This window comes from Niveibacterium sp. 24ML (assembly GCF_026586805.1).
GTDB lineage: Bacteria > Pseudomonadota > Gammaproteobacteria > Burkholderiales > Rhodocyclaceae > Niveibacterium.
The window spans coordinates 1-24,755 of record NZ_JAPFHA010000016.1 but is presented as its reverse complement, the minus strand read 5'-3'; the positions used below and the strand labels follow the sequence as shown (position 1 = coordinate 24,755).

Sequence of the window (24,755 nt, the reverse complement as noted above, 5' to 3'; positions counted from 1 at the left end):
CGCGCTGAGAGGTCAGCGGGCAAACTCGGCGACAATGTGCCGATTGGCATTGCAGCGGTGCAAACGATGGCTCGAATCTACCCTGATGGCTGGGCAGCGCTGGCGAACGGCGCATCGCCCACGGTTTTGCGGCAGCTCGATACGCTCAGACTGTTGGGCGGGGCGCTCGACGACGATTGGGCGGTGTTTCATGGCGTGCATTGGATGCACCAGCGCGACGGCGGGGCGCTGTTTGGCGCGCTCGACCTTGCGCTGGTGACGCCATCCGGCGGGTGCGTGCTGATCGAGCAGCGCAGTGGCTTTCTGCGCGAATCGCCCGAGGGTTTGCTGCGCGGCAGCGGGGCGCAGGCGGTGAATGTGGCCCACCACCTGGGGCGCGCGACGGCGACGATTCGTGAAAAGCTCGGGCGCGTGCTGGATGGGGCGCGCGTGACTGCGCTGCTCTACCTGCCCGATTACAGGGTGCGTCAGGCGCAGACGGCGGGGCTTGATCCCGCCTGCATCGTGGACGCCGCCCAGCGCGACCAACTTGTTGCCAGGCTGCGTGCGCTCGATGCCGGCCACAGCGCAGACCCGCAAGGGCACGCCGCGGTGTGTGCCTTTCTGGCGGATGAGCTTGCCCTGGTGCCGGACGTCGGTGCCGCGGCGGATGCCTCGCGTGCGCTCTACAGCCGCCTTTCTGGCGGCTTGACGGAGTGGGCCCGCAAGCTTGAGATCACGCCGCATTGCCTGCGCGTGGTGGGTACCGCCGGTTCGGGCAAGACCCAGCTTGCGCTGGCGGTTTATCGCGATGCGCTGGCGGCCGGCCGCCGGCCGCTCTACGTGTGCTTCAACCGCCCCCTGGCGGACCATGTAGCCGCCTTGGTGCCGCCCGGCGGTGAAGTGGCGTCTTTCCACCAGCTCTGCGTGACGATGCTGCGAACCACCGGCTTGCAGCCGGATCTGCGGCAGCTGGACGCCTTCGCCCGCGTGGAGGCCGCATTCGCCGCCATGGCTGTTCCACCCGCCTGGGTGTTCGACGAGATCATTATCGACGAAGGGCAGGATTTCGAGCCGGCCTGGCGTGATGCGGTGCTGCGCCTGGGCAGGCAGGGCGCGCGTTGCTGGTGGCTTGAAGATCCGATGCAGAACCTCTACGCCAAACCCCCGGCAGATGGGGCTGGATGGGTCACCCTGCGTTCGGCGACAAACTACCGCAGCCCCCGCGCCATCGTTGCCATGCTCAATCGGCTGATGCCCGCGTCTTTGCAGCAGGAAGCAGGCAGCCCGGTGCAGGGCGGCGCGGTGGTGCTGGAGCGCTACGCTGATCGCGATGCTTTGCTCGAACGCACCCGCCGCGCGCTGACGCAGGCGATTGGCCTTGGGTTTGAACGCAGCCAGATCGCTGTACTGAGCTTTCACGGGCGAGAGCGATCCGCCCTGGTGGGACTTGACCGGCTCGGGCCGATTCCGATGCGGCATTTCACCGGCCGGTACGACCTGCTCGGCATGCCCGAGTTCAGCGATGGCGACGTGCTGTGTGAAACGGTCTATCGCTTCAAGGGGCAGAGTGCGCCCTGCGTGATCCTGACCGAGGTGGACGCCCCGCAGCTGGATGATGCTGCATTGCGAAAACTCTTTGTGGGCGCCACGCGGGCGACCATGAAACTGATGATCGTGGCCTCTGAACCCATGGCCGACAGGCTTGCGTCGGCATTGGGCGAAAGCCCTGCACAAAGCGCCTAAAGTCGGGTGATCCCCCGCCGTTAATCCGATGAACTGCGCGTTTGAACGCAGGGCCGGACTCAAAGGGGTAGGGGCGGATGAGAGAGATCGCGGGGAGAATCGTTCTCGGGGCCTTTGTTGCACTTGCAGCCATTGCCGGTGCCTGGTTGGGCGGGATGCTTCTGGCCGGTGTACTGGGTGGCGTCGCTGCCGTTGGGGGCGTCTGGCTGCTTGAGCGCCGCAGCCATGCCGCGGTGAAGGCGCTTGCCGCGCTGATCAATCAGGTGAACAAGGATGGCGATCTGTCACGCGCGGTTGTGGCAGGGAGGGGGCTTTCCGGTGATTTGCCGACTGCCCTGAACCAGCTGATCGAACTGGTTCAGGGGGTGGTGGCCAAGGTGATCAGCGATTCGCGTCGCGTCGCCGAGGTGTCCGACCAGCTGGCCGCGCGCGCCGAGCGGATGAGCAGCAGCACCGATTCGCAGCGCGATGCGGCGAACAAGATGTCGGCCGCAACCGAACAAATGACGGCTAACGTCTATGACGTTGCTGAACATGCCTCACAGACTGCACGGATCGCGCAAGAGGCGCGTGAGCTGTCCATTGCCGGTGGCGGCGTGGTCGCAAACGTGTCGCAGGAGATCGAGCGGATCGCGCAGTGGGTCGAGCAGTCCGCATCGGTGGTGGCATCACTGGGAGAGCGCTCCCAGGCCATCAGCGGCATCGTGAATGTGATCCGCGAGATCGCCGATCAAACCAACCTGCTTGCGCTCAACGCCGCGATCGAGGCGGCGCGGGCCGGTGAGCAAGGCCGTGGCTTTGCCGTGGTGGCGGATGAGGTGCGCAAGCTCGCCGAACGGACCTCCAACGCGACACGCGAAATCACCCAGATGATTGCCGCGATCCAGAACGAGACTGCCAGCGCGATCAACACGATCGAAGAGGGGAGCAGACAGGCCCGCAGCGGCGCCAAGCTGGCCAATAGCGCGTCTGATTCCTTGCAGGCGATCGACCGTGGCGCGACGTCAACCATGGAGAAAGTGGACGCCATTGCGGTGTCGATCCAGGGGCAGAGCCGCGACGCCGAGGCCTTGTACGGCTCTGTGCAGCAGATCCTCAAGATGATCGAGCAGAACGCCAAGGCGGCTGAGGAAACGCGTGGCGAAGCGGCGCGGCTGGCCAATCTGGCCACGAACCTTGGCGAAATCGACAAGGTGTTCCGGCTCTCGGCGGAGGGGGAGGCGGCCATCGACGTGCATGTTGCGATGCCGGCGGTGGCGCAAGAGGCGGCAAAGGCTGTGGGCGAAGCATTCGAAGCCGCGATCGCCGCGGGCAGGATCACGCTGGAGGCCTTGTTTGACGATCGCTACAAGCCGATCCCGGACACGCATCCACAGAAATTCACCACAGCCTTCGATGCACTCACCGATGAAATCCTCCCGGCGATTCAGGAGCCGATCCTCGAACGCCATGCGGCGGCCTTCTACGCGGGCGCGGTGGATCAGCGCGGCTATTTCCCGACTCATAACAAGCGTTTCACGCAACCGCTGACGGGTGATCCGGCCAAGGACATGGCGGGCAACCGCACCAAACGCATCTTTGATGACCCGGTCGGCAAACGCTGTGGTGCCCACGAAATGGAGTATCTGGTGCAGACCTACCGCCGCGATACCGGCGAGGTCATGCATGACGTTTCTGCCCCGATTTATGTGCAGGGCCGCCACTGGGGCGGGTTCCGCATCGGTTTTCGTGCGTAAGGGGCCTCAAGTCAGTCTGTTTGGTGCCGTAAGTGTTATTGACGCCTGTATGAATGCAGGCCGAGCCTGGAGCTGGAGAAACGAATGTCCGAACTACTGAAGAGCATTGATGCACGGACCCGCCTGGCAGGTACGAACAAGCTCGAGATCCTGCTCTTTACCTTGGGCGAGGATTCGCGGACCGGTCGGCGCGAGACTTTCGGAATCAACGTGTTCAAGGTGCGTGAGGTGATGCGCACGCCGCCGATCACCGCAGCCCCGGACATGCAGAGCGCGGTCGAAGGCATGGTTTCACTGCGCGGGCAACTGGTGCCCATCGTTGATCTGGCGCGCTACACCGGCATCGAGACCGACAGCAAGCGCGACATCATGATCGTGACCGAGTACAACGGCCTGACGCAGGGTTTTCTGGTCGAGGCGGTGGACACCATCCTGCGACTGGACTGGGCGCAAATGCGCGTACCACCCGAAATGCTCACCTCGCGCCTCGGTGGCCTGGTGACGGCGGTGACCGAGCTGGAAGACAACCGGCTGATCATGATGCTGGACGTCGAAAAAGTGCTCTGGGATTCGACCAAGCACGACGACGACTTTCTTTTCAAGGACTTGCCGAAGGCGCGCAAGAAAGACGCTTGCGTCTTTTTCGCCGACGATTCCGCGGTTGCACGCAAACAAATCGAACGAACCCTCAAGGAAATGGGGATTCGGGCGTTAAGTGCAGTCAATGGCCGCGCAGCGTGGGATGAACTTGAAAAGCTCGCACGGCATGCCGAGCTGACCGGCAAAAAGATGAACAAGATCGTGACCGTGGTACTGACCGATATCGAGATGCCCGAGATGGATGGATACATCCTTACAAAGCGGATCAAATCCGACCCGCGATTCGGCGGCATCCCGGTGCTGATGCATTCGTCGCTCTCGGGCATGTCGAACCAGGCGCTCGGCAAATCGGTGGGCGTTGATGCCTATGTTTCGAAGTTCGAACCGCACCGCCTTGCCGAGGCGCTGATCACCTACATCGACGGCCATCCGGACATGATTTGAGGGAGCTTGATCAATGGACGAGTCACACGGCAACCTTCTCGATTCTGTCGATGCCCGCACGAAGCTGGCGGGGTCGAACCGGATGGAGATCCTTCTCTTCTCCTTGGGTACCAGCGAAACCTTTGGCATTAACGTGTTCAAGGTTCGCGAAGTGTCACGCACACCCTTCATCACCAAGGCACCCAACATGCCCGGTGGCGTTGAAGGCTTGATTTCGCTGCGCGGCAACGTCATTCCGGTGCTCTCCCTGGGCCGTATTCTGGGTTTGCACAGTTCGACCGCCGGTCTGGGTGGCTCGATGATGGTGACCGAATACAGCAAGCGCACGCTCGGCTTCCTCGTCAGTGATGTTGATCGGATCATCCGCGTCGAGTGGGACAAGGTGCGGCAGCCAGAGAACGTTTCCTCATCAGCGGTGAGTTTCATCACTGCGATCACCGAATTGCCCGACGGACGCCTGGTTTCGATCCTCGACGTGGAAACCATCCTCGCGCAGACCTTTGGCGAGGCGCCGATTGGCCAGATCGTGCCACTCGGAAAAGACGTGGAATCAAACATCTTCTTCGTTGATGACTCCTCGGTCGCGCGGCGCAAGATTGCAGAGGTGCTCGACAAGCTGGGCGCACGTCACAAGCATGCGATGAACGGGGCCGAAGCCTGGTCCCGGCTCGAAGGGATGGCGTCGCACGCACAGATCCAGAAGCGCAGGCTTGCCGATGAATTGAGCCTTGTCCTGGTGGATGCTGAAATGCCGGAAATGGATGGGTATGTTCTGACCCGGCACATCAAGAGTGACGCGCGCTTCGAGGGGATACCGGTGGTGATGCACTCGTCACTGTCTTCCGAAGCAAACAGGGCCATGGGCAAATCAGTCGGCGTCGACGCGTATGTGGCAAAGTTCGATGCCGAGGTGCTGGCCGAAACGCTGCGCCCATATCTGATGAAGTCGCACAGGGATTAACCCCGGAGAAAAATATGTCCGATCCCAAAATGAAATTCCTAGTGGTTGATGACTTTTCGACGATGCGCCGCATCGTGCGCAACCTGTTGAAGGAATTGGGCTACACCAACGTCGATGAAGCGGAAGACGGCGCCGTCGCGCTGCAAAAACTGCAGGGCGGGGGCTTCGATTTCGTCGTGACGGACTGGAACATGCCAAACATGACAGGCATCGAGTTGCTGCAGGCGATCCGAACCAGCCCTCAACTCAAGGAACTGCCGGTGCTGATGATTACGGCCGAGGCCAAGAAGGAAAACATCATCATGGCTGCCCAGGCTGGCGCAAGCGGTTACATCGTCAAGCCATTCACAGCGGCAACGCTGGCAGAAAAGATGGGCAAGATTTTCGAGAAGATGGGCAAGGCGGGCTAATCCGCGATACGCGAAGTGCGCGGTATGGCAGCTTGCTTGCCGCAACATCGAAGCACAAGACCTACAGGAGCCGGACATGGCAAAACGGCCAGCGAATGATGGATCGGGCGATAACGACGAACTTCAGGAACTGTTCGACAGCATCGCAAGTGAGGCGGCATCACCTGCGCCAGCGCCCAAGCAAGAAGAAGATACGGGTGGAGACAGCGATGAGCTGCAGGAACTTTTCGATAGTGTTGCGGCGGGCGAGACCAACGTAATCGAGGGGCAGGCGCGGGAGGTGCCGACCGAGCCCGCGACTGCGGAAGAGCGCCAGGAACAGGTGTTCACCAAGATCGGCCAGATGACGCGGATGCTGCATGACACGCTTCGCGAACTGGGCTATGACCGGATGCTTGAGGAAACCGCCAAGCAGATTCCGGACGCACGCCAGCGCTTGTCTTACATCGCCACGATGACCGAGCAGGCGGCCAGCCGCGTGCTCAACGCAACTGATATTGCGCAGCCGATCCAGGATCGCCAGGAAGAGGCGTCCCGCGAACTCAAGGCGCGTTGGGACAAGCTCTACGCCAAGGAGCTTTCGGTTGATGAGTTCAAGACGCTCGCAAAGGACACACACAGCTTCCTCGGCCAGGTGACCGAGGACAGCAAGGTGGTCAATGAGCAATTGCTCGAGATCATGATGGCGCAGGACTTCCAGGATCTGACAGGGCAAGTGATCAAGAAGATCGTCGATCTGGCGGCATCGCTTGAAGAAGGCCTGGTCAACGTCTTGCTGCAGGTGGTGCCAGACCGCAAGCGCACACCGGTCAATGAAGGCTTGCTCAATGGCCCGGTGGTCAATGGTGAAGGGCGTGAAGACGTGGTCACCAACCAGGAGCAGGTTGATGACTTGCTTGAAAGCCTGGGCTTCTGATCGGGCTTGTGCGTCAGGCGGATATGGCGCCCCGGCGCGCGCGAGCAGTTTGGCAGTGCAACGGTAGCAGGGCAGGGTATCGATGATTCGGAGCGAACTATGAGCGATTTCGCGGGAATGGAGGATCTCCTCCAGGATTTCCTGATCGAAGCGGGAGACCTGCTTTCGGGTGTCGACAACAAATTGGTCGACCTGGAGCGGACGCCGAACGACACCGGATTGCTGAACGAGATTTTCCGGGGCTTTCATACGATCAAGGGCGGTGCGGGGTTTCTTAACGCAACCGAACTGGTGACCCTTTGCCACCTGACCGAGAACCTCTTTGACAAGCTTCGCAACGCCGAGCTGGCAATCACGCCGGATGCGATGGACGTGATTCTTGCCGCGACGGGTGTTGTTCGCGACATGTTCGTCGAGCTTGAGCGCGGTGTACAGCCGTCGGCCGCTGATCCTGAGTTGATTGCCCAACTCAAGCTGGCGATCGCAGGCAATCTTGTTGGCCGCGCTAAAGCCGCCGCGGCCCCCGCTGCGGCCCCCGCCAAGAAGGCGGAAACGGCCATCGTGCCGGTTGCGCCGGTTGTGGTACATCGTGCCGTTGGCGATGACGGGATCGACTGGCAGCTTCTTTACGATGCCGTCACCGGCGGCAGCTCGCCGGCGCCAGCCGCGACGCCGGCGGTCAGCGCCAGCGCCGCGCTTGCTGCTGCGCCCGAGGCGTCGCTGTCCGATGAAGCGGCAGAGCAAATCATCAAGTCGGCGATTGGGCGCCGTGCGTCCGACAAGCCCGGTTACAGCGGCCCGGTCGGCCGTCGTGAGGTTGAGAAGACCCGCGACAATTCGATTCGTGTCGATACCTCTCGCCTCGACCAGGTCCTGAACCTGTCGGGCGAGATCGGACTGACCAAGAACCGGCTCAACGCCTTGCGCTCCGACATTCTTAACGGGCGCAGCGATTCTGAAACCTTCCACGCACTTGACGTGGCGGTCAGCCAGCTCGATCTGCTGGTCTCTGATCTGCAGAACGCGGTCATGAAGACGCGCATGCAGCCCATCGGCCGCCTCTTCCAGAAATACCCGCGCATTGCCCGCGACTTGGCGCGCAGCCTGGGTAAAGACGTCGAGCTGATGCTCAGCGGCGAGGAAACGGAAATCGACAAAACGATGATCGAAGACCTCTCTGATCCGATCATCCATTTGATTCGCAATGCGGTGGATCACGGTGTTGAGCCGATGAACGATCGCCTTGCTGCCGGCAAGTCGGAAAAGTCGGTTGTCAGGCTCGAAGCACGCCAGGAAGGCGATCACATCGTCATCATCGTGGCAGATGATGGCCGTGGCATGAATGCCGAGCGGCTGCGTGCCAAAGCCCTCGATAAAGGCCTCATCACCGATGAAGAGGCCAACACGATGGATGAGCGGCAGAGCTACAACCTGATCTTCCTGCCGGGCTTCTCGATGGCCTCACAGGTCTCGGATGTCTCCGGCCGTGGTGTCGGGATGGATGTGGTGAAGACCAACATCCAGAAGCTGAACGGCACCATTGAGATCCGCTCGACCCAGGGCAAGGGGACAACGTTCATCATCTCGCTGCCGCTGACCCTGGCGATCTTGCCGGTGCTGGTTGTGCGCCTTGGCGAACAGCCGTTTGCCGTACCGCTCTCGATGGTCCGCGAGATCCTGCCGATCGAAGCGAAGCATGTTCAGGAGGTGGGGGGACGTGCCACCATGGTCGTGCGCGGCGAGGTGCTGCCGATCTACACGCTTTCCGGGCTACTGGGTTGGCCGCAAGAGCATGTTGCGGAGTACGGCGTGCTGATGCAAACCGCCGAACGGAACTATGTGCTCGCCATCGACTCGTTTGCAGGGCGCGAGGATGCGGTGATCAAGTCGCTGGATGCGTTCCGACCCAAGGGCGTCGCAGGTGTCACAACGCTCTCGAATGGCCAGATCGTGCTGATTCTCGACATGAAGGAACTGCTGGGAAGCGCCGCCGACCAGGGGGGGACAACGCGGGAAGCATTGTTGCGCCAAACCTTGGCTGCTGCGGCGTAAGCGCCATCACAAAAAGCAAACGGCCCACAGTTGTGGGCCGTTTGCTTTTGTCTTGTTCCCGCAGTGCCTGCAGGGCTTAGTGGGCGTCCATCACATTCAGACGGCTAGCGGAGCTTTGTTTCCATTTCGGCTGTGTCTGACTGGTCAACCAAACGGCGCGCGCCGTTGAAGCGCTTGCGCCAATAATCCTGCGACATGCTCTCGACGCGGACTTTGCCGCCAGCCGAGGGGGAGTGCAAAAACTGATCATTGCCCACATAGATTCCAACATGGGAGAAGGTTTTCCTCATCGTGTTGAAGAACACGAGGTCACCGGGTTTGAGCTCCGAAGGCTGTACGCGCTCGCCTACTTGGGACATTTCACGCGCGGTACGAGGCAGATTGAGACCCAGCGCTTCCATGAATACGTGACGCACCAGGCCGCTGCAGTCGAAGCCTGTTTCAGCGGAGTTTCCGCCAAACCGGTACCGTATGCCCAAGTACTGGAGCCCCGAATCCATCAGGCTGCCGGCACTGCGCGTCGCGCGAGTCAGAAGCGAATCGGACGAAGTCGCTTCTGGCGCTTGCTCCAATGCCGTACCTCTGCCCGGGATATGGGGCGGAGGTTCAGCTGCTAGAGATGCGTGCGACAGCACGCATAGCAGGGCTCCGCAGAGTGTTGTTTTTACGCTCATCGGCGCACTATATCGCGCACACCTAGAGCGGTAAACCCTTGATTTTGTAATTGCTCGTGTATAGCGCCGCCGCTTGTCGGGGATCGCCGGCGCAGCACCAGAATGCCAATCGGATGCCGCTAGAATCCGCCGGTCCGCAAACCCGTGTGCCGGTATCCATGAAAGCGATTTCCTTCCTGCTGCTGCTCTTGATCGTCGCTTTCGGCTTCTGGGTCATTCGCCGAAGTTTCCGCGCCATTGGCGAATCCCAACGCCTGGCCTCAACGCGTGAAGCAGAATTCTTGCAGTCCGCAGCGGGGCGTGTGCCGACAGCCACCATGGGAGCACTCCCGACGTTGCCCATCGGCGCGTCGCTGCCCGGGGCGAGTGTTCAGGCAAAAGACACTGAACTGCTTGAGCGCGAGGAGCGTCTCGTCTATCTCCTCTTGCGCGTCGCGTTACCGGAGTACGAAGTGCTCGTCCATGTCGGCAGCCACAAGATCAATGCGCGGGCCCGAGACTACGGGTTGGGTGTGCTTGATTTCGTGGTGTGCAGCAAGGATTTCCGTCCTCTGGCGATTGTGGTCCTTGATCGGGCTGAAGCAAGTAGCGGCCATCCTTTGCGCTCTCGCGCTTTGGCCGAATTGGCCACGTGCGGCTTGAAGCTGGCGCACTGGCGTACCGACCGTCTTCCGAATCGAACGGATGTGCGGGCGTGGATGCTTGATTCTGCGGTCGCCGGGGAGCGCCGCTTTGCTGCATGAGCGCTTCGCCGCGCCGGCGAGCTAGAGATCGCGCTTCCCAGAAGGCCTGGACGGGTTATTGCTCCTGGTTCGTGGCCTTGTAGCGTTTGTCGAGCCGGTTCATGGCCCAAGTGTGCACACCCACGATTGCAAGGTAGATCAGAAGGGTGCCTTGGGCTGCGAAGTAGAACCCCACTGGAAACCCGAGAAACTCACGTTGATTGAGCCACTCCGGGAAGAAGCTGGTGATGATCGTCACTAGAAACCACACCGAAAGCAGCGCGAGCGTCAGCGCCAAGGTTCGCCGCCAGTGGCGCCGCGCGGCGGGCGATTCCGCGCGCGGCGCCTCGGTCAAAGCACTTCTCCGGCGCGGTCAGCCAAGCGGGAACGCTCGCCGCGCTGCAGCGTGATGTGACCGCTGTGCTGCCAGTCCTTGAAGCGGTCCACCACGTAAGTCAGGCCTGAACTGCCTTCGGTCAGGTAGGGCGTGTCAATTTGGGCAATATTGCCCAGGCAGACAACCTTGGTGCCTGGCCCCGCCCGAGTGATCAGCGTCTTCATCTGCTTTGGCGTCAGGTTCTGCGCTTCGTCGATGATGAGGAACTTGTTGATGAATGTGCGGCCACGCATGAAGTTCAGGCTCTTTATCTTGATGCGGGTTCGAATCAGATCCCGCGTTGCTGCGCGCCCCCATTCTCCGCCGTAATGGCCGCCTTCTTCCGCGTTGCCGTTGAGAACGTCAAGATTGTCTTCGAGTGCCCCCATCCATGGCGCCATCTTTTCCTCTTCGGTGCCGGGCAGAAAGCCGATGTCCTCGCCAACAGGAACGGTCACGCGGGTCATGATGATCTCGCTGTAGCGCTTGGTTTCAAGCACCTGCGTGAGGCTCGCTGCGAGTGTCAGCAGCGTTTTGCCCGTGCCTGCCTGCCCGAGGAGGGAAACGAAATCAATGTCGGGGTTCATCAGCAGATTGAGCGCGAAGTTCTGCTCACGGTTTCTTGCGGTGATCCCCCAGACATTGTTCTTCTGGTGTGAGAAGTCGATCAAGGTTTCGAGCACGACGGTCGGTCCGCTGTGCTCTTTCACCAGCGCATAAAGCGGACGCTCACCTTCCTGAAAGATGAACTCGTTGACAACCATCTCGGCGCAAAGGGGGCCCTTGAGTCGGTAATACGTGCGCCCGTTCTCCTTCCACGACTCCATCCCCTTGCCATGCGTGTCCCAGAAGTCCGCTGGCAGTTCACGAACACCGGTGTAAAGGAGGTCGGTGTCCTCAAGCACCTTGTCGTTGAAGTAGTCCTGCGCCTCCAGGCCAAGCGCGCGCGCCTTGATCCGCATATTGATGTCTTTCGACACCAGGATCACTGCACGCCTCGGATGTTTTTGCGCCAGATGGTGAACCACAGCCAGAATCTGATTGTCCGCCTTGGCGGTGGGCAGATTGACTGGCAGAACGGTCGGGATAGCCTCGGTTTGCAGGAACAGCCTGCCTGATGCCAACTCGCGCGACGGGGTGGTGAGGGGGATTCCGACCTCGATTCCGTCGGGTGAGGATGAAACGATCTCATCCATCATCCGGCTTGCTTGCCGGGCATTCCGCGCGACTTCCGACATCCCCTTTTTGTGCGCGTCCAGCTCTTCCAGCGTCTGGATCGGGATGAAAAGATCGTGCTCTTCAAAGCGGTAGAGGCAGTTCGGGTCGTGCATCAACACGTTCGTATCGAGCACGAAAAGCTTCGTCGTGGCGGCAGTGCTTGCTGACTGGCGTTTTGCGTTCATGAGCTAAAGCCTCTGCAGAAGTTGGGCGGGATAGGGTTCAGAGCGTTGCGACGAAATCGAGTACTTCCTGAGCGTGTCCGGCCACTTTCAAACCGCGCCATTCGCGGCGGATTTCTCCTTTCTCATCAATGACAAAGGTACTCCGTTCGATGCCCCGAACCTGCTTCCCGTACATGTTCTTGAGCTTGATGACACCCAAGGCCGTGCAAAGCTGTTCGTCCGCATCCGAGATCAAATCGAACGGAAAACTCATCTTTGATTTGAAGTTCTCATGAGACTTGATGCTGTCTCGAGAAACGCCAAAGACGACTGCGCCAAGCTTTACGAACTCAGCATGCAGGTCGCGAAAATCAGAACCTTCCTGCGTACAGCCCGGGGTGTTGTCTTTGGGGTAGAAGTACAGAACGACTTTGCTTCCGCGAAGCTCGGTAAGTGAGATGGTTTTGCCTGAGGTGGCGGGGAGGGTGAAATCTGGGGCAGCAGTGCCTGCCATCGCGGTCTCCGAATGATGAAGCCACTCCAGATTAGCCGAGCGAGGCTTGCGGGGGCAATCGTCGGAAAAATGAAGTCACGAGGACGGATCAAGCATCAGCGCGGCGATTACACTACGCCCTTCGCCTGCAAGAATATTGTAGGTCCGGCATGCGGCGGCGGTATCCATGATCTCGAAGCCGCGCTGCGCTTCGATCAAGGGCCGCAATAGCCGTGGGGCGGGGAAGCGCTGGCGCTTTCCGGTGCCGATCAGCGTGATCACAGCCTGATGCGCCCGCAAGGCAAGAATGGCCTCTTCGGTTAGCGCGTCGAAGCCGCTGACTTGCCAAGCTTTGTCGAGCAATTGTGGTCCGACGATGAGGCTGCTCTCGTAGCGTTCGCCGTTGATCGCCACAAACTGGTCGCCGCAAGCGGTGACGAGGTTCAGACCTGCCACTTGATCAAGGTTCAGTTTCATCGTTTGCTGCACCGCGATTGCGGCAGTAGTGAGCCTTGGATACGATTATAACCTTTTGATTTGGCGCGCCTTGCAATTCAGCGGGCGCGCACCACTCGCGGAGAGCATCATGACGGCGGCAAACCTTTTGCGGATTTCGGGCGATCACGGACTTGAGCCGCCAGCCGCCGCCCGCGCGCCGCGCCCGCTCCATATGTCCGCGAAGCTCGCAAATGTCTGCTATGAAATCCGTGGCCCCGCACTTGCGCGCGCCAAGCAGATGGAAGAAGACGGTCAGAAGATCATCAAGCTGAATATCGGCAACCTTGCCACCTTCGGTTTGCTTCCGCCCGACGAGATCGTGCAGGACATGATTCGCAATCTGCCTGATGCGGCCGGCTATACCGATTCAAAGGGCCTCTTTGCGCCGCGCAAAGCAATTGTCCATTACACGCAGGAGAAGGGCATTCCTGGTGTGTCGATCGACGACGTCTACATCGGTAACGGTGCGTCGGAACTGATCGTGATGAGCATGCAGGCCTTGCTCAATACCGGCGATGAAATTCTCCTGCCGGCACCGGACTATCCGCTCTACACGGCGGCGGTGAGTCTGTCTGGCGGAACACCGCGACATTACGTGTGTGATGAAGCGACCGGCTGGTTGCCTGATCTGGACGATATCCGCCGAAAGATCACGCCCAACACCAAGGGGATCGTCGTCATCAATCCGAACAACCCGACGGGGGCTCTGTACCCGGTTGAGGTGCTGCGCGAGATCGTCGAGATTGCGCGTGTTAACGGGCTGATCGTGTTCGCGGACGAGATCTACGATAAAACCTTGTATGACGGTGAAACGCACACCAGCATCGCTTCATTGGCCGACGATGTGCTGTTCATTACGTTCAACGGCTTGTCAAAAAACTATCGGTCCTGCGGGTACCGTGCGGGCTGGATGGTGGTGTCCGGAGACAAGCGGCGGGCGCAGGGGTACATCGAGGGCCTGAACATTCTCGCGACCATGCGGCTTTGTTCGAATACGCCTGGACAGCTTGCAATCCAGACTGCGTTGGGCGGCTATCAGAGCATCAAGGATCTGGTCGCGCCCGGCGGGCGGCTTGCGCGGCAACGAGATCTGGCTGTGGATCTGCTGAACCAGATTCCAGGGGTCTCCTGTGTCAAGCCGAAAGCTGCGTTGTACTGCTTCCCGCGGCTGGACCCGGCGGTGTATCCGATCGCCGACGATCAGCAGTTCATCCTGGAAATGCTCGAAGAGACGCGTGTGCTGGTCGTGCAAGGCACGGGCTTCAATTGGCCGACGCCAGATCACTTCCGGGTTGTGTTCCTGCCCCATGAAGACGATTTGCGCGAAGCCATCGGACGCATTGCACGCTTCCTGGAGCAATATCGGAAGCGGCACGGCGGGTGAAAACGCTAAACTAGCGGCCCGCGCCAAATGCCTTATGCAGGTGGTGCGTGGCGCGCTTGGAGCGTGGCAAGACCGTGATTTGAAAGCAATCCGCCTCGTGACCGACGAGGCAGCCGCTCACCGGCCGCGGATCACCGTCTGCGGCGGGCTCAGAGCACCGAAGTCCGCAGGGTCCGTACCGCTATCACGGTGATGGTTCTCAGTGTGCAGCGCAAGGATACGCGCCGGTTCTGTATCCATGTACGCTTTGTCATTCCCTCTATCTATTTCAAGAAACAGCTGTCATGAAACCGATCAATGTTGGCCTGCTGGGCATAGGGACTGTGGGTGGTGGCACGTTTACCGTGTTGTCCCGCAATCAGGAAGAAATCACGCGTCGTGCCGGGCGTCCGATTCGAATTGCGTCCGTTGCGGATCGCAACATTGAGCTGGCGACCAAGCTGGTTGGTGACAAGGCGCGGATCACTGCCGATGCATTCGAGGTGGTGCGCGATCCGGAGATCGACATCGTCGTTGAACTGATCGGTGGCTACGGCATCGCACGCGAGCTGGTGCTTGAAGCCATAGCCAACGGCAAGCATGTTGTTACCGCGAACAAGGCCTTGCTTGCGCTGCATGGCAACGAGATTTTCGCTGCTGCCCAAAAGAAGGGGGTGATGGTTGCCTTTGAAGCCGCGGTTGCGGGTGGCATCCCGATCATCAAGGCGCTGCGCGAGGGCTTGACGGCAAACCGTATCGAGTGGATTGCCGGCATCATCAACGGAACGACGAACTACATCTTGTCGGAAATGCGCGACAAGGGGCTTTCGTTTGATACCGCGCTCAAGGCTGCGCAAGGGCTTGGTTACGCCGAGGCCGACCCGACTTTCGACGTCGAAGGCGTTGATGCCGCTCACAAACTGACGATCATGAGCTCGATTGCATTCGGCGTGCCGATGCAGTTTGACAAGGCCTATGTCGAGGGAATCACCAAGCTGACCCGCGAAGACATCAGCTACGCCGAGGAGCTTGGCTATCGCATCAAGCTGCTGGGGATCACCCGCCGCACGCCACGTGGCATCGAATTGCGCGTGCACCCGACCCTGATCCCCGAAAAGCGCCTGATCGCAAGTGTTGACGGTGTGATGAACGCGGTACTGGTCAAGGGCGACGCCGTTGGCCATACGCTTTACTACGGCCGTGGCGCCGGTGCTGAGCCGACGGCGAGTGCTGTTGTCGCGGACCTGGTGGATGTCACGCGGATGCATACCTCCGATCCGGAACACCGCGTTCCCCACCTTGCCTTCCAGGCCGATCAGATGGTCGAGTTGCCTGTGCTGCCGATTGGCGACGTTGAGACATCCTTCTATTTGCGGATGCAAGTGTTCGACCGCCCTGGCGTGCTGGCCGACGTCGCGCGGATTCTTGCGGATCACGGCATTTCGATCGAAGCAATGATCCAGAAAGAACCGCCTGAAGGCGCCGACAAAGCCAGCATCATCCTGCTCACGCACAAAGTGCTGGAGCGCAATGTCGTGGCGGCCATCGAACGCATCGAGCAGCTGGCTACGGTCGATGGCGCGGTGACCCGGATCAGGCTCGAGGAATTGGGCAACTGAGATGGCGATGAACTACGTTTCCACCCGTGGCCAGTCTGCGCCCAAGCAATTCCTCGACATTCTTCTTGGCGGTCTGATGGAGGATGGGGGCCTGGCGATGCCTGAGCGCTATCCGTCTTTCACGCCCCAAGAGCTCGAAGCGCTTCGCGGGAAGTCATACCCTGACTTGGCGTTTGCTGTTCTTTCCCGGTTCGCAGACGACATTCCGGCCGCCGACCTGAAGTTGCTCATCGATCGCACCTATCGGGCGGAGGTCTACTGCAATGCGCGCGACAAGGCGCGGGCTGTCGATATCACACCGTTGACCACCCTTGAACCCGATTTGCACCTGCTGGAGCTCTCAAACGGCCCGACCCTTGCCTTCAAGGACATGGCGATGCAGTTGCTCGGCAACCTGTTCGAGTACGCGCTCGAGAGGACCGGGCAATCGCTCAACATCCTTGGCGCCACGTCTGGCGATACCGGCTCCGCGGCTGAGTACGCCATGCGCGGCAAGCGTGGCGTGCGTGTGTTCATGCTGTCTCCCGCAGGCAAGATGAGTCCGTTCCAGCGCGCTCAGATGTATTCCTTGCAAGATGAGAACATCTTCAACATCGCCGTGCGGGGGATGTTCGACGATGCCCAGGATGTTGTGAAGGCGGTGTCGAACGATCTGGAGTTCAAGCGCAAGTACGCGATCGGTACGGTGAACTCGATCAACTGGGCCCGTGTTTCCGCACAAGTTGTCTACTACTTCAAGGCCTACTTTGCGGTGACGGCCAAGTCCGGCGAAGAAGTCTCGTTTGCCGTGCCGTCAGGGAATTTCGGCAATATCTGCGCCGGACATATTGCGCGCATGCTCGGTTTGCCGATTCGCAAACTGGTGCTCGCTACCAACGAAAACGATGTGCTGGACGAGTTCTTCCGCACTGGCGTTTATCGCCCGAGGGGTACGGCCGAAACCCACGAGACCTCGTCGCCGTCGATGGATATTTCCAAGGCCTCGAACTTTGAGCGCTTCGTGTTTGACTTGCATGGCCGCGACGCCGAGGCCCTGCGCAAACTTTGGGCGGAAGTCGATGCGGGCGGGGCGTTTGACCTGTCAGCGACACCGTACTTCAAGCAGATCGCGGCTTACGGCTTCGTTTCGGGCAGCAGTTCGCATGCAGATCGCTTGGCAACGATCCGTGCGACCGCCGAGCGCTATGGCATCACCATCGATCCCCACACCGCCGATGCGCTCAAAGTTGCCGCTGCGCATCGTGAGGCCGGGATCCCCATGGTGGTTCTTGAGACGGCACTGCCGGCAAAGTTCGAAGAGACCATTCTTGAGGCGCTTGGCAAGGCTCCGGAACGGCCATCAGGCTACGATGGGATCGAGGCATTGCCCCAGCGCGTAGAGGAAATGGACCCTGATGCAGGCCAGATCAAGGCGTTCATCGCTGCGCACGTTGACTGATCGCTCGCGCTTCGACATCAAGAAAACAAAACAGCCGGGTCTGCCCGGCTGTTTTGTTTTGTATCGTACATGCAGTGAGCGTGCGGGCTACAGATAGATCACCGCAGGGAATACGGTCACCGCAAGAATGTAGATCAGCCACTCAAGGCGATGCCGGCTCAGAAAGCCGGTGAAGTGGAATACAAGAATGATGATTGAAACGATGTAGTAGGCAACAAAAAACACGGACATCGGGGCGGTTCCTGGCAGCGTTCCTGGGGTCCAGTCCGACTGCTCTCCAAAGGGTGACGCAAATCCGGACGATCTTATAGCCGTATTGTATCTGCGGTGCAAGCAGCTATGTCATTGGAATGAGCAGTCCCGTCTGTCAGCGCTCGGTGTGGCGCAATGACAGGTCGATCGCACGCACGTCCTTGGTCAGTCGCCCGATCGAAATCCGATCCACGCCCACATCGGCGACAGCCCTGATTGATTGCAGATCAAGGCCTCCGCTGGCCTCGAGCGCCGCACGGCCGTTCGCGACCTTGACCGCTTCGCGCATTTCTTCCAGCGACATGTTGTCGAGCAGAATCATGTCGATGCCAGCTGCGATCGCTTGGCGCAATTCGTCGATGTTCTCAACCTCAACTTCGATGAAGGCGTGCGATGGCGCGATGGCCCGCGCGGTTTCAACCGCCTTGGCAATGCTGCCGGCTGCGATGATGTGGTTCTCCTTGATCAGGATTCCGTCATAGAGCCCGACGCGGTGGTTCGTTCCGCCCCCGACGGCCACTGCGTACTTCTGGGCGAGACGCAAGCCGGGCAGGGTCTTGCGTGTATCTACGATCTTCGCCTTGGTGCCTGCCACCGCATCAACAAAGGTGCGGGTGGTGGTTGCCGTGGCGGAAAGCAGCTGCAGGAAGTTGAGGGCCGTGCGCTCTGCGGTGAGCAAGGCGCGTGCGCTGGCCAGCACATCGCACAGTAGTTGGCCGGGCTCGATGACGTCGCCATCGTTTGCGTGCCAGACCACGGTGGCGTCCGGATCGAGCGCCGTCAGCGCGGCACTGAACCATGCCGTCCCACACAGCACGGCGTGTTCCCGGGTGATGACGCGACCGCGAGCATCGCGGTCGGCCGGGATGAGTTGGGCGGTCAGGTCGCCCGTACCGATATCTTCGGCAAGAGCAACAGCGACGTTGCGCAGAATCTCAGCGCGGAGTTGATCATTGATTTGCATGGCAGGCCTTCATTGACGATCGCACTCCGGAATCGGAGCTTCGCGGTAAGCGGCGGAATGTTGCCGCAACGCCAGACCCCGCTAAGGTATACGGCAGGCGCGCTGCCGCCAAGCGCAAAGCGCGTGTGCGGGGGGCGGATGCGGTGGATGCGTTGCCCTGATCCCATCAATTGGCTCGATGCCACGCTTGCCCACGCGCAAATCTAGCGCTGATCAGCGACAGCACTCCTTGCTGCGCGCCTTGCTGTACTCACTTGCCAGCCCAAGCTTTGGGGGCGATCAGTGCGCTGGCTAGGCTGCCTCCGGCAAGGCCTTGCTGTGTGTCAGCACCGCTGCGAAGGCGCTGGAGTCGATGTTCCCGCCGGTGAGCACAACACCGATTTCGCGCCCCCGGTTGCGGGCGCCCTCCTGCATGGCAGCGGCAAGCGAAGCCGCGCCTGCGCCTTCGGCGACATTGTGGGTCGCAGCAAAGATCAGGCGCATGGCGTTTTCAATCTCTGCATCCGTGACCCGAACAAAACGTGCCACGCCGCGCAACATGATCTGGAGCGCAGCGGGGTCCGTTTTGCGACAAGCCAGTCCGTCGGCAAGCTTCGTGGTCGCCGGGGCTTCGGTTGGGCGACCAAGTTCAAACGCGTTGGCATAAGCGGGCGCATGGGCCGACACCACGCCAACGATTTCTGTGGTCAAGCCAAGCGCGTCCCGCGCCGCAACCATGCCGCAAAGGCCAGACCCCATCCCCGCCGGCACATACACGGTTTGCAGATTTGGCCTGGTAAGCAGCATCTCCCGTGCGTAGCTTGCAACGCCGGCGACCAGGAGCGGGTGAAACGCCGGCACGAGATGCCAGTTGTGCGCGAGCGCAAGTTCGCTGGCAAGGTCGCGTGCGGCCTGAAAGTCGTCGCCCGCCTCGATCACACGCGCCCCAAGTGCCCGCATGGCCGCATTCTTTTCACGACTATTGCCGTGCGGGACGACCACATGCACCCGGAATCCATGCAGCGCACCGGCTATCGCAATGGATTGTCCATGGTTGCCGCGCGTCGCGCAAATCACATCGTGCCCGGTTAGCTGCTGTTTGAGCGCGGCGAAGTAGTTCAATCCGCCCCTGACCTTGAAGGAGCCGGTGGGTGCGTGGTTCTCGTGCTTGAGCCACACCTCGGCCGCCAGATGCTGGCAAAGCAAGGGCCATTGATACAGCGGGGTGGGGCGCAGGTGCATGCCGATCCGCTCGGCGGCCTGCTCGATCTCGATCCTGTCGGGTTGCATAAGTTTGTTCTCGCTTGCTCTGACGGTGCCTGCGCAGTATTTTGTGTGCAAACTCTCCGGGATTGTGTGCATGACAAGCTGGCTACCCGTATTGGCGAAGTCCTCGGATCCGGCCTACATCCAGATTGCTGAGCAGATGGCGCTGGCGATCAGGGATGGGCGCCTGCGGGCCGGAGACCGCCTGCCAACGCATCGGTTGATGGCAGATTTGCTGGGGCTTAACGTCAGCACCGTGACCCGCGCCTACCGCGAAGCTGAGCGGCGCGGCCTTATCGGCGGCGAAGTCGGGCGCGGTACGTTTGTGTTGGGCTGCGCGCTCGAAAGCCGGCTTTTCTCATTTGCGGACCGCCCTCAGCAAGCGCTCATCGACCTTTCGACGAATACGCCGCCCACTTTTCCGGACGATCTGGCTTTCGGACAGACCCTTTCCGAGCTGCTTGAGAGCGGGGTCGCGTCACGCCTGATCGACTATCCAAGCCCCGCAGATATGCAGCAGCACAGGCTGGCCGCCTTGCAGTGGCTCGTGCTGCGAGGCATTGAGGCGTCGCCATCGCGGGTCGTGCTTTGCGCGGGCGCACAGCATGCGATGGAAGCGGCCCTGGCCGCTGTTGCCACCGACACGGTCGGCTGTGAAAGCCTGTGCTGGCCAGGCTTGAAGGCGATCGCGCGGAGCAGGCAATTGCGCCTGGTTCCGCTGGCGCTCGATTCCGAAGGGATTCGCCCGGATGCGCTGGAACGTGCCGCCCGCCACGGACTCAGAGCGCTGGTGTGCATGCCGACCATGCATAACCCGACCACCTTAAGCTGGAGTGCCGCGCGGCGCGCCGAAATTGTTGCGCTGGCGCGAGCCCACGATCTGGTTCTGATTGAAGAGGATGTGTACGGTGCGCTCGACATGCGCCCTGCGCAACCGCTTGCTGCGCTAGCGCCCGAGCGGGTCTGTCATGTCACCGGGCTGTCCAAAACGGTGGCGCCGGGCCTACGGCTGGGCTATCTGGTATTGCCGCCCCAACTAGCCGCGCGGCGCGAGGCGCTCGAACATCACACCCAGTGGTACGTTTCGCCGCTGAGTGCCGAAATTGCCCGTCGTTGGCTCAGCAACGGGCTTGCGGTGGACAGGTTGCGTCGCCAGCGAGCGGAGCTGCAGGCGCGCTGGAAGATCGCACAGACCGTGTTGCGGGGCCATGATCCACAGGGGGCAATGGTCTCGCCACATCTGTGGTTGCCCCTGGCTACGCCAGAACACGCCAGCAGAGTTGCTGATCGGGCCCGTCAGGCCGCTGTTGCGGTGGTTCCCTCGCCCACCTTCGCCGTGTCGCATGGCGCCGGGCCGGCTGGGTTAAGGGTGTCCTTGGGCGCAGCCGCCAGTCGCAGCCGAATGCGCGAAGGTTTGTCACGACTACTCTCGGTGCTCGCCTGAGCGGGCGCTCAGGAACGGCGGGTGCTCTCCCAGGCGATGAGCAGGCCCGAGGCCCCAATGACCAGCATGCCGGCGATGGTTGCGGTGGTGGGCGTGTCACCAAACACCAGCCATCCCAGCATCGCAGCCCAGACAAGCTGCAAGTAGATCAGCGGCGAGAGCATCGAGGCCGGCGCCTCCCGGAAGGCGCGTGTCAGCAAGTAGTGCCCGGTGCCCCCCAGCAAACCCAGCATCGCGATCAAGGCGGCGTCCATATAGCCCGGCCACTGCAAGGTGCCCAGCAGCGGCTGCGTGCCCGACAGGATCAAGGTGCCGGCACAGGCAGTGTAGTAAAGCATGGTGACCGGATGTTCGCTGCTGCTCATGACTCGGGTCATCAATTGATAGGCGGCGTAGGCAACGGCTGCGCCCAGTGCGCAGGCGATCCCGAGCAAATCAAGGCCGCTACCGGGGCGGGTGAGCATGAGCACCCCGCTGAACCCGAGGAGGATGGCAAACCAGCGTAGTCGTCCGATCTGCTCGTGGAGGATTGGGCGGGCCAGAATCGCAACAAGAAGTGGCGACGCAAACATGAGCGCGGTCGCTTCAGCCAAGGGCATGCGCTGAAACGCCGCCATGGCCAGAACGGTGACGACGACGAGCGATACGCCCCGTGCGCACTGCATCAGTGGCCGTTTGGTCCGCAGCAAGCGGCCGCGCCAGATCGGCGCAAGGAAGGCGGTCATCAGCACAAAGTGCACGGAATAACGCCCCCAGGCGAGCATGCCAACCGGCCACTTCTGTGAGAGATGCTTGGCGGTTGCATCAAGGCAGGCGAAAAGTGCGACGGCAAGGCAGAACAGCAGTACGCCCCGCAGCGGATGCTGGGCCCGCTCAGGCATCGCGTGATGCTTGTGTGCTCAAGCGATGCGTCATGCGGCTTCCGTCAAAGCAGCTTCGGCCCATCCATTGCGGACTCGCCGAGCCGCGTGAATCACCTCGCTCGCCGTCAGCCCGATCGGCCCGGTCTTTCCGACCGCGAGTGCATCGGCTGCCGCGCCATGCAGATGGACGGCCGCTTCCAGCGCGGCGCCGGCTGGCCAATGCTGGCCAAGGAGGCTGACGACGAAGCCGGTGAGGGCGTCACCCATGCCGGCGGAGGCCATGCCTGGATTACCGCTGCGGTTGATCGCCCAGGCGCCCTGTGGATCGGCAATGATGCTGCCGCAGCCCTTGAGCACGACATGCGCCCGATAGCGGCCTGCGATTTCTTTTGCTGCCTCAAGCCGCTGAGCTTGGACTTGCGCGGTGCTGCATTGGAGCAGGCGAGCTGCCTCGGCGGGATGTGGCGTCATGACGGTAGCGTCGGTGCGCAGGCTCAGCGCCGTATGCATCGACGGGTTCGCGCCCAGCAGGTTGAGCGCGTCCGCATCCAGCACCAGGGGGCCGCGGAAGGCGAGGGCGCGGCTGAGGTGAACATTCGCAGCCTCGTCTTGGCCTAGCCCTGGCCCGATCGCCAGCGCTGAGGCAAGGGAATGCACCTCGTTGGCCGATCGCATCATCAATTCTGGCGTCAGCGGATCGATCGCAGGCGCGTCTGGAGCAAGGCAGCCAACAAACACTCGCCCGCTACCCAGCGCGAGCGCAGCTCGGCCGGCGATCCAGGCTGCGCCCACCATGCCAGCCTGGCCGCCAATGATGCCGGCATCTCCGAAGTGGCCCTTGTGGCTGTTCAGACGGCGCGGGCCGGCGAATTCAGTAAAGTCGGCGGGCGCGATCCAGCGGCCCGCTTCGCTGATGGCGTCGGTCGGTAGTTCGAGGTCGGATAGCTGGAGGTCCCCCGCCTGGTCCGGCCCCTCCAAGGTCAGCAGCCCTGGCTTGAGCGCAATGAAACTGATCGTATGCGTGGCCCTTGCGGCGATGCCGTGAATGGCGCCCGTGTCTGCATCGAGGCCGCTCGGAACATCGATCGCCAGTCGCGGACAGCGCAGGCGATTGAAGTCTGTGATCCACTCGGCGATAAGCCCCGTGACCGGCCTTGTCAGGCCGATGCCCAGCAAGGCGTCAACCGCGAGCGCCCACGGTAGCGAAGGAACGGAGTCGCGCAGCGTGCCTCCCGCTTCATGCCAGCGACGCAGCGCCTCACTTGCATCGGGGGGAAGCTTGTCAGCATCCCCGGCTAGGGCGACGACCACGGTTCGGCCCATCCGCTTGAGCTCCGTCGCGAGCACCAGTCCATCGCCGCCATTATTTCCGGGGCCGACAAGCACCAGGATCGGCCCTTCCGGGGCCGCAATCCGGCTGGCGAACGCAGCGGCTGCCAGACCTGCGCGCTGCATCAGGGATGGCGTCGACGCCGCGAAGCTCGCTTCAATCTTCCGGATTGCGCTGGTGGTGAGAACCTGTCTGCTAGCCTGAGTGTTCACGGTCGAATCCTGCCTTTCCCGTATTCTAGGCGCCGGATTCATCCCGCTGAAACGAAAACTCCGGCGTTTAGCCGGAGTCTGGGCACTGCAGACCAGTGGCGCCGCAGGGAGCGCTTGCACCTCAGTGCATGCCGATTGCTGCAACCGGTGCGTTGAACCACATTGCGCCGCGACTCGGGTCCAGGCGTTGTGCCTCGCCGTAAGCTTCGTTCGCCTGGGCGAAAGCGCGCAGCTTGCGATAGCAGTAGCCCAAGCCCTGCCATGCATCGGTCCGATCCGGAATCAGATCGAGCACGCGGCGGAAGGCCTCCGCAGCATCGGAAAAATGGCCGGTCTTCGCATGAGAGATCGCGAGTCGGAACTGCGTTTCTGCAGCGTCCTGCGCGTCGGAAGCGTGACGAAAGCGAATCGATGTCTCGTAGTCCATTGTCTTTTCCTTGGTGTGAAGTCCGGATACCCGGCGGGCCATCTGGTGCGGCGTTCGCTTGTGGGTGGGGCTGGATTCAGTCTAGCAGGCCGATGCAAAACGTCGCGAAGCGGCGCCAGCGATTGCCTTCGCCATTCGGTTGTTCATGACTTCAATCCCGGAATTGGATTTGCAATCGCCCGTTGAAGCCGATTGCAATGGGCCGAAGCATGGGTTCACCCGATTCCGGATGCTGCTTCATGCCGCGCTCCCCGCAGTTTGCAATTTGGCAATCCGCAGCAAGTTGTACGCTGCGGCCGACAGGTAGGCGGCGATCTGGGTTCGCGCCTGGCCGATGAAGCGCGTCTTTCTCACCCCGCCGATGGTCTTGAGCCAGCCGAAGATCTCTTCAATGCGCTTTCGTTTGCGCTGGCTGATCTTGTAGCCCGCGCTGCAAGTGGTGCGTCCGTCCAGCCCCGGTGTCTGTCGCCCCTCGATGCGCGCGATATGCGGTTTGATCTGGTGTTCGCGCAGGTGCGCGACAAAGTCTTTGACGTGGTAGCCCTTGTCGGCCCCCAATGTTTTGGGATGCATCTTCCTGCGTCGGGCGCGGGTGAGCAGTTGGCGCGC

The 24,755-nt window shown here is 61.2% G+C and carries 24 protein-coding genes; 12 read left to right on the top strand and 12 right to left on the bottom strand.

Going from position 1 to position 24,755, the window contains the following annotated elements:
• The first annotated feature begins 66 nt into the window (after positions 1 to 66).
• The 7 genes from OPU71_RS13905 (at position 67) to OPU71_RS13875 (ending at position 8,844) form a co-directional block, all read left to right on the top strand.
• On the top strand, positions 67 to 1,725 hold the full coding sequence (locus OPU71_RS13905; RefSeq protein ID WP_267728611.1) for an ATP-binding domain-containing protein: 1,659 nt from the start codon (positions 67 to 69) through the stop codon (positions 1,723 to 1,725).
• 77 nt (positions 1,726 to 1,802) lie between these two features.
• Positions 1,803 to 3,461, top strand: coding sequence for a methyl-accepting chemotaxis protein (locus OPU71_RS13900; RefSeq protein WP_267728610.1), 1,659 nt, complete (start codon positions 1,803 to 1,805; stop codon positions 3,459 to 3,461).
• A gap of 84 nt (positions 3,462 to 3,545) precedes the next feature.
• Positions 3,546 to 4,505 carry a chemotaxis protein gene (locus OPU71_RS13895; RefSeq protein WP_267728609.1) on the top strand — a complete coding sequence of 320 codons (960 nt, stop codon included), beginning with the start codon at positions 3,546 to 3,548 and terminating at the stop codon, positions 4,503 to 4,505.
• 13 nt (positions 4,506 to 4,518) lie between these two features.
• Complete coding sequence (locus OPU71_RS13890; RefSeq protein WP_267728608.1) at positions 4,519 to 5,466, top strand: chemotaxis protein; 948 nt, start codon at positions 4,519 to 4,521, stop codon at positions 5,464 to 5,466.
• A gap of 14 nt (positions 5,467 to 5,480) precedes the next feature.
• Positions 5,481 to 5,876: a chemotaxis response regulator CheY gene (cheY, locus tag OPU71_RS13885; RefSeq protein ID WP_267728607.1), complete on the top strand. Its 396-nt coding sequence runs from the start codon at positions 5,481 to 5,483 to the stop codon at positions 5,874 to 5,876.
• Between the two features lie 76 nt (positions 5,877 to 5,952).
• Positions 5,953 to 6,792 carry a protein phosphatase CheZ gene (gene cheZ / locus OPU71_RS13880; protein ID WP_267728606.1) on the top strand — a complete coding sequence of 280 codons (840 nt, stop codon included), beginning with the start codon at positions 5,953 to 5,955 and terminating at the stop codon, positions 6,790 to 6,792.
• 99 nt (positions 6,793 to 6,891) lie between these two features.
• Positions 6,892 to 8,844 (top strand): chemotaxis protein CheA, encoded by a 1,953-nt coding sequence (locus OPU71_RS13875; RefSeq protein WP_267728605.1) that lies wholly within the window; start codon positions 6,892 to 6,894, stop codon positions 8,842 to 8,844.
• A gap of 104 nt (positions 8,845 to 8,948) precedes the next feature.
• On the opposite strand, the gene OPU71_RS13870 is transcribed toward OPU71_RS13875, so the two are convergent.
• Positions 8,949 to 9,416 (bottom strand): C40 family peptidase, encoded by a 468-nt coding sequence (locus OPU71_RS13870; protein WP_267728604.1) that lies wholly within the window; start codon positions 9,414 to 9,416, stop codon positions 8,949 to 8,951.
• 260 nt (positions 9,417 to 9,676) lie between these two features.
• Between OPU71_RS13870 and OPU71_RS13865 the strand changes: the two genes are divergently transcribed.
• The gene (locus OPU71_RS13865; protein WP_267728603.1) at positions 9,677 to 10,261 is read left to right on the top strand and encodes a hypothetical protein; all 585 of its coding nucleotides are present in this window, start codon (positions 9,677 to 9,679) and stop codon (positions 10,259 to 10,261) included.
• Positions 10,262 to 10,316: 55 nt separating this feature from the next.
• Here the strand turns inward: OPU71_RS13865 and OPU71_RS13860 are convergent, their stop codons facing one another.
• The 4 genes from OPU71_RS13860 to OPU71_RS13845 form a co-directional block, all read right to left on the bottom strand.
• Positions 10,317 to 10,595 (bottom strand): DUF4212 domain-containing protein, encoded by a 279-nt coding sequence (locus OPU71_RS13860; protein WP_267728602.1) that lies wholly within the window; start codon positions 10,593 to 10,595, stop codon positions 10,317 to 10,319.
• A complete protein-coding gene (locus OPU71_RS13855) occupies positions 10,592 to 12,019 on the bottom strand; it encodes a PhoH family protein (RefSeq protein ID WP_267728601.1) in 1,428 nt (475 codons plus the stop codon). The genes OPU71_RS13860 and OPU71_RS13855 overlap by 4 nt, the downstream gene beginning before the upstream one ends.
• Before the next feature lie 37 nt (positions 12,020 to 12,056).
• On the bottom strand, positions 12,057 to 12,512 hold the full coding sequence (locus OPU71_RS13850; RefSeq protein ID WP_267728600.1) for a peroxiredoxin: 456 nt from the start codon (positions 12,510 to 12,512) through the stop codon (positions 12,057 to 12,059).
• A 75-nt stretch (positions 12,513 to 12,587) separates the two neighbouring features.
• Positions 12,588 to 12,968, bottom strand: coding sequence for an Mth938-like domain-containing protein (locus OPU71_RS13845; RefSeq protein ID WP_267728599.1), 381 nt, complete (start codon positions 12,966 to 12,968; stop codon positions 12,588 to 12,590).
• Between the two features lie 193 nt (positions 12,969 to 13,161).
• On the opposite strand from OPU71_RS13845, the gene OPU71_RS13840 reads away from it, so the two are divergent.
• From OPU71_RS13840 to thrC, 3 genes are all read left to right on the top strand, one after another.
• On the top strand, positions 13,162 to 14,373 hold the full coding sequence (locus tag OPU71_RS13840; protein WP_267728681.1) for a pyridoxal phosphate-dependent aminotransferase: 1,212 nt from the start codon (positions 13,162 to 13,164) through the stop codon (positions 14,371 to 14,373).
• A gap of 284 nt (positions 14,374 to 14,657) precedes the next feature.
• Positions 14,658 to 15,971: a homoserine dehydrogenase gene (locus OPU71_RS13835; RefSeq protein WP_267728598.1), complete on the top strand. Its 1,314-nt coding sequence runs from the start codon at positions 14,658 to 14,660 to the stop codon at positions 15,969 to 15,971.
• 7 nt (positions 15,972 to 15,978) lie between these two features.
• Complete coding sequence (gene thrC / locus OPU71_RS13830) at positions 15,979 to 17,409, top strand: threonine synthase (RefSeq protein WP_267728597.1); 1,431 nt, start codon at positions 15,979 to 15,981, stop codon at positions 17,407 to 17,409.
• Positions 17,410 to 17,496: 87 nt separating this feature from the next.
• Here the strand turns inward: thrC and OPU71_RS13825 are convergent, their stop codons facing one another.
• The 3 genes from OPU71_RS13825 to OPU71_RS13815 form a co-directional block, all read right to left on the bottom strand.
• Positions 17,497 to 17,640, bottom strand: coding sequence for a hypothetical protein (locus tag OPU71_RS13825; RefSeq protein WP_267728596.1), 144 nt, complete (start codon positions 17,638 to 17,640; stop codon positions 17,497 to 17,499).
• 136 nt (positions 17,641 to 17,776) lie between these two features.
• Positions 17,777 to 18,625 (bottom strand): carboxylating nicotinate-nucleotide diphosphorylase, encoded by an 849-nt coding sequence (nadC, locus tag OPU71_RS13820; RefSeq protein ID WP_267728595.1) that lies wholly within the window; start codon positions 18,623 to 18,625, stop codon positions 17,777 to 17,779.
• Between the two features lie 291 nt (positions 18,626 to 18,916).
• Complete coding sequence (locus tag OPU71_RS13815) at positions 18,917 to 19,894, bottom strand: threonine dehydratase (protein WP_267728594.1); 978 nt, start codon at positions 19,892 to 19,894, stop codon at positions 18,917 to 18,919.
• 70 nt (positions 19,895 to 19,964) lie between these two features.
• On the opposite strand from OPU71_RS13815, the gene OPU71_RS13810 reads away from it, so the two are divergent.
• Entirely contained in the window at positions 19,965 to 21,314 is a 1,350-nt protein-coding gene (locus OPU71_RS13810) for a PLP-dependent aminotransferase family protein (RefSeq protein WP_267728593.1), read from the top strand.
• Between the two features lie 8 nt (positions 21,315 to 21,322).
• Here OPU71_RS13810 and OPU71_RS13805 read toward each other — a convergent pair whose 3' ends face one another.
• From OPU71_RS13805 to OPU71_RS13790, 4 genes are all read right to left on the bottom strand, one after another.
• Positions 21,323 to 22,195: a DMT family transporter gene (locus OPU71_RS13805; RefSeq protein ID WP_267728592.1), complete on the bottom strand. Its 873-nt coding sequence runs from the start codon at positions 22,193 to 22,195 to the stop codon at positions 21,323 to 21,325.
• Positions 22,196 to 22,225: 30 nt separating this feature from the next.
• Positions 22,226 to 23,839: an NAD(P)H-hydrate dehydratase gene (locus OPU71_RS13800; protein WP_267728591.1), complete on the bottom strand. Its 1,614-nt coding sequence runs from the start codon at positions 23,837 to 23,839 to the stop codon at positions 22,226 to 22,228.
• 1 nt (position 23,840) lies between these two features.
• Positions 23,841 to 24,146 (bottom strand): tetratricopeptide repeat protein, encoded by a 306-nt coding sequence (locus OPU71_RS13795; protein ID WP_267728590.1) that lies wholly within the window; start codon positions 24,144 to 24,146, stop codon positions 23,841 to 23,843.
• A gap of 237 nt (positions 24,147 to 24,383) precedes the next feature.
• A partial coding sequence (locus tag OPU71_RS13790) for a transposase (protein WP_267728589.1) occupies positions 24,384 to 24,755 on the bottom strand: 372 nt, incomplete at its 5' end.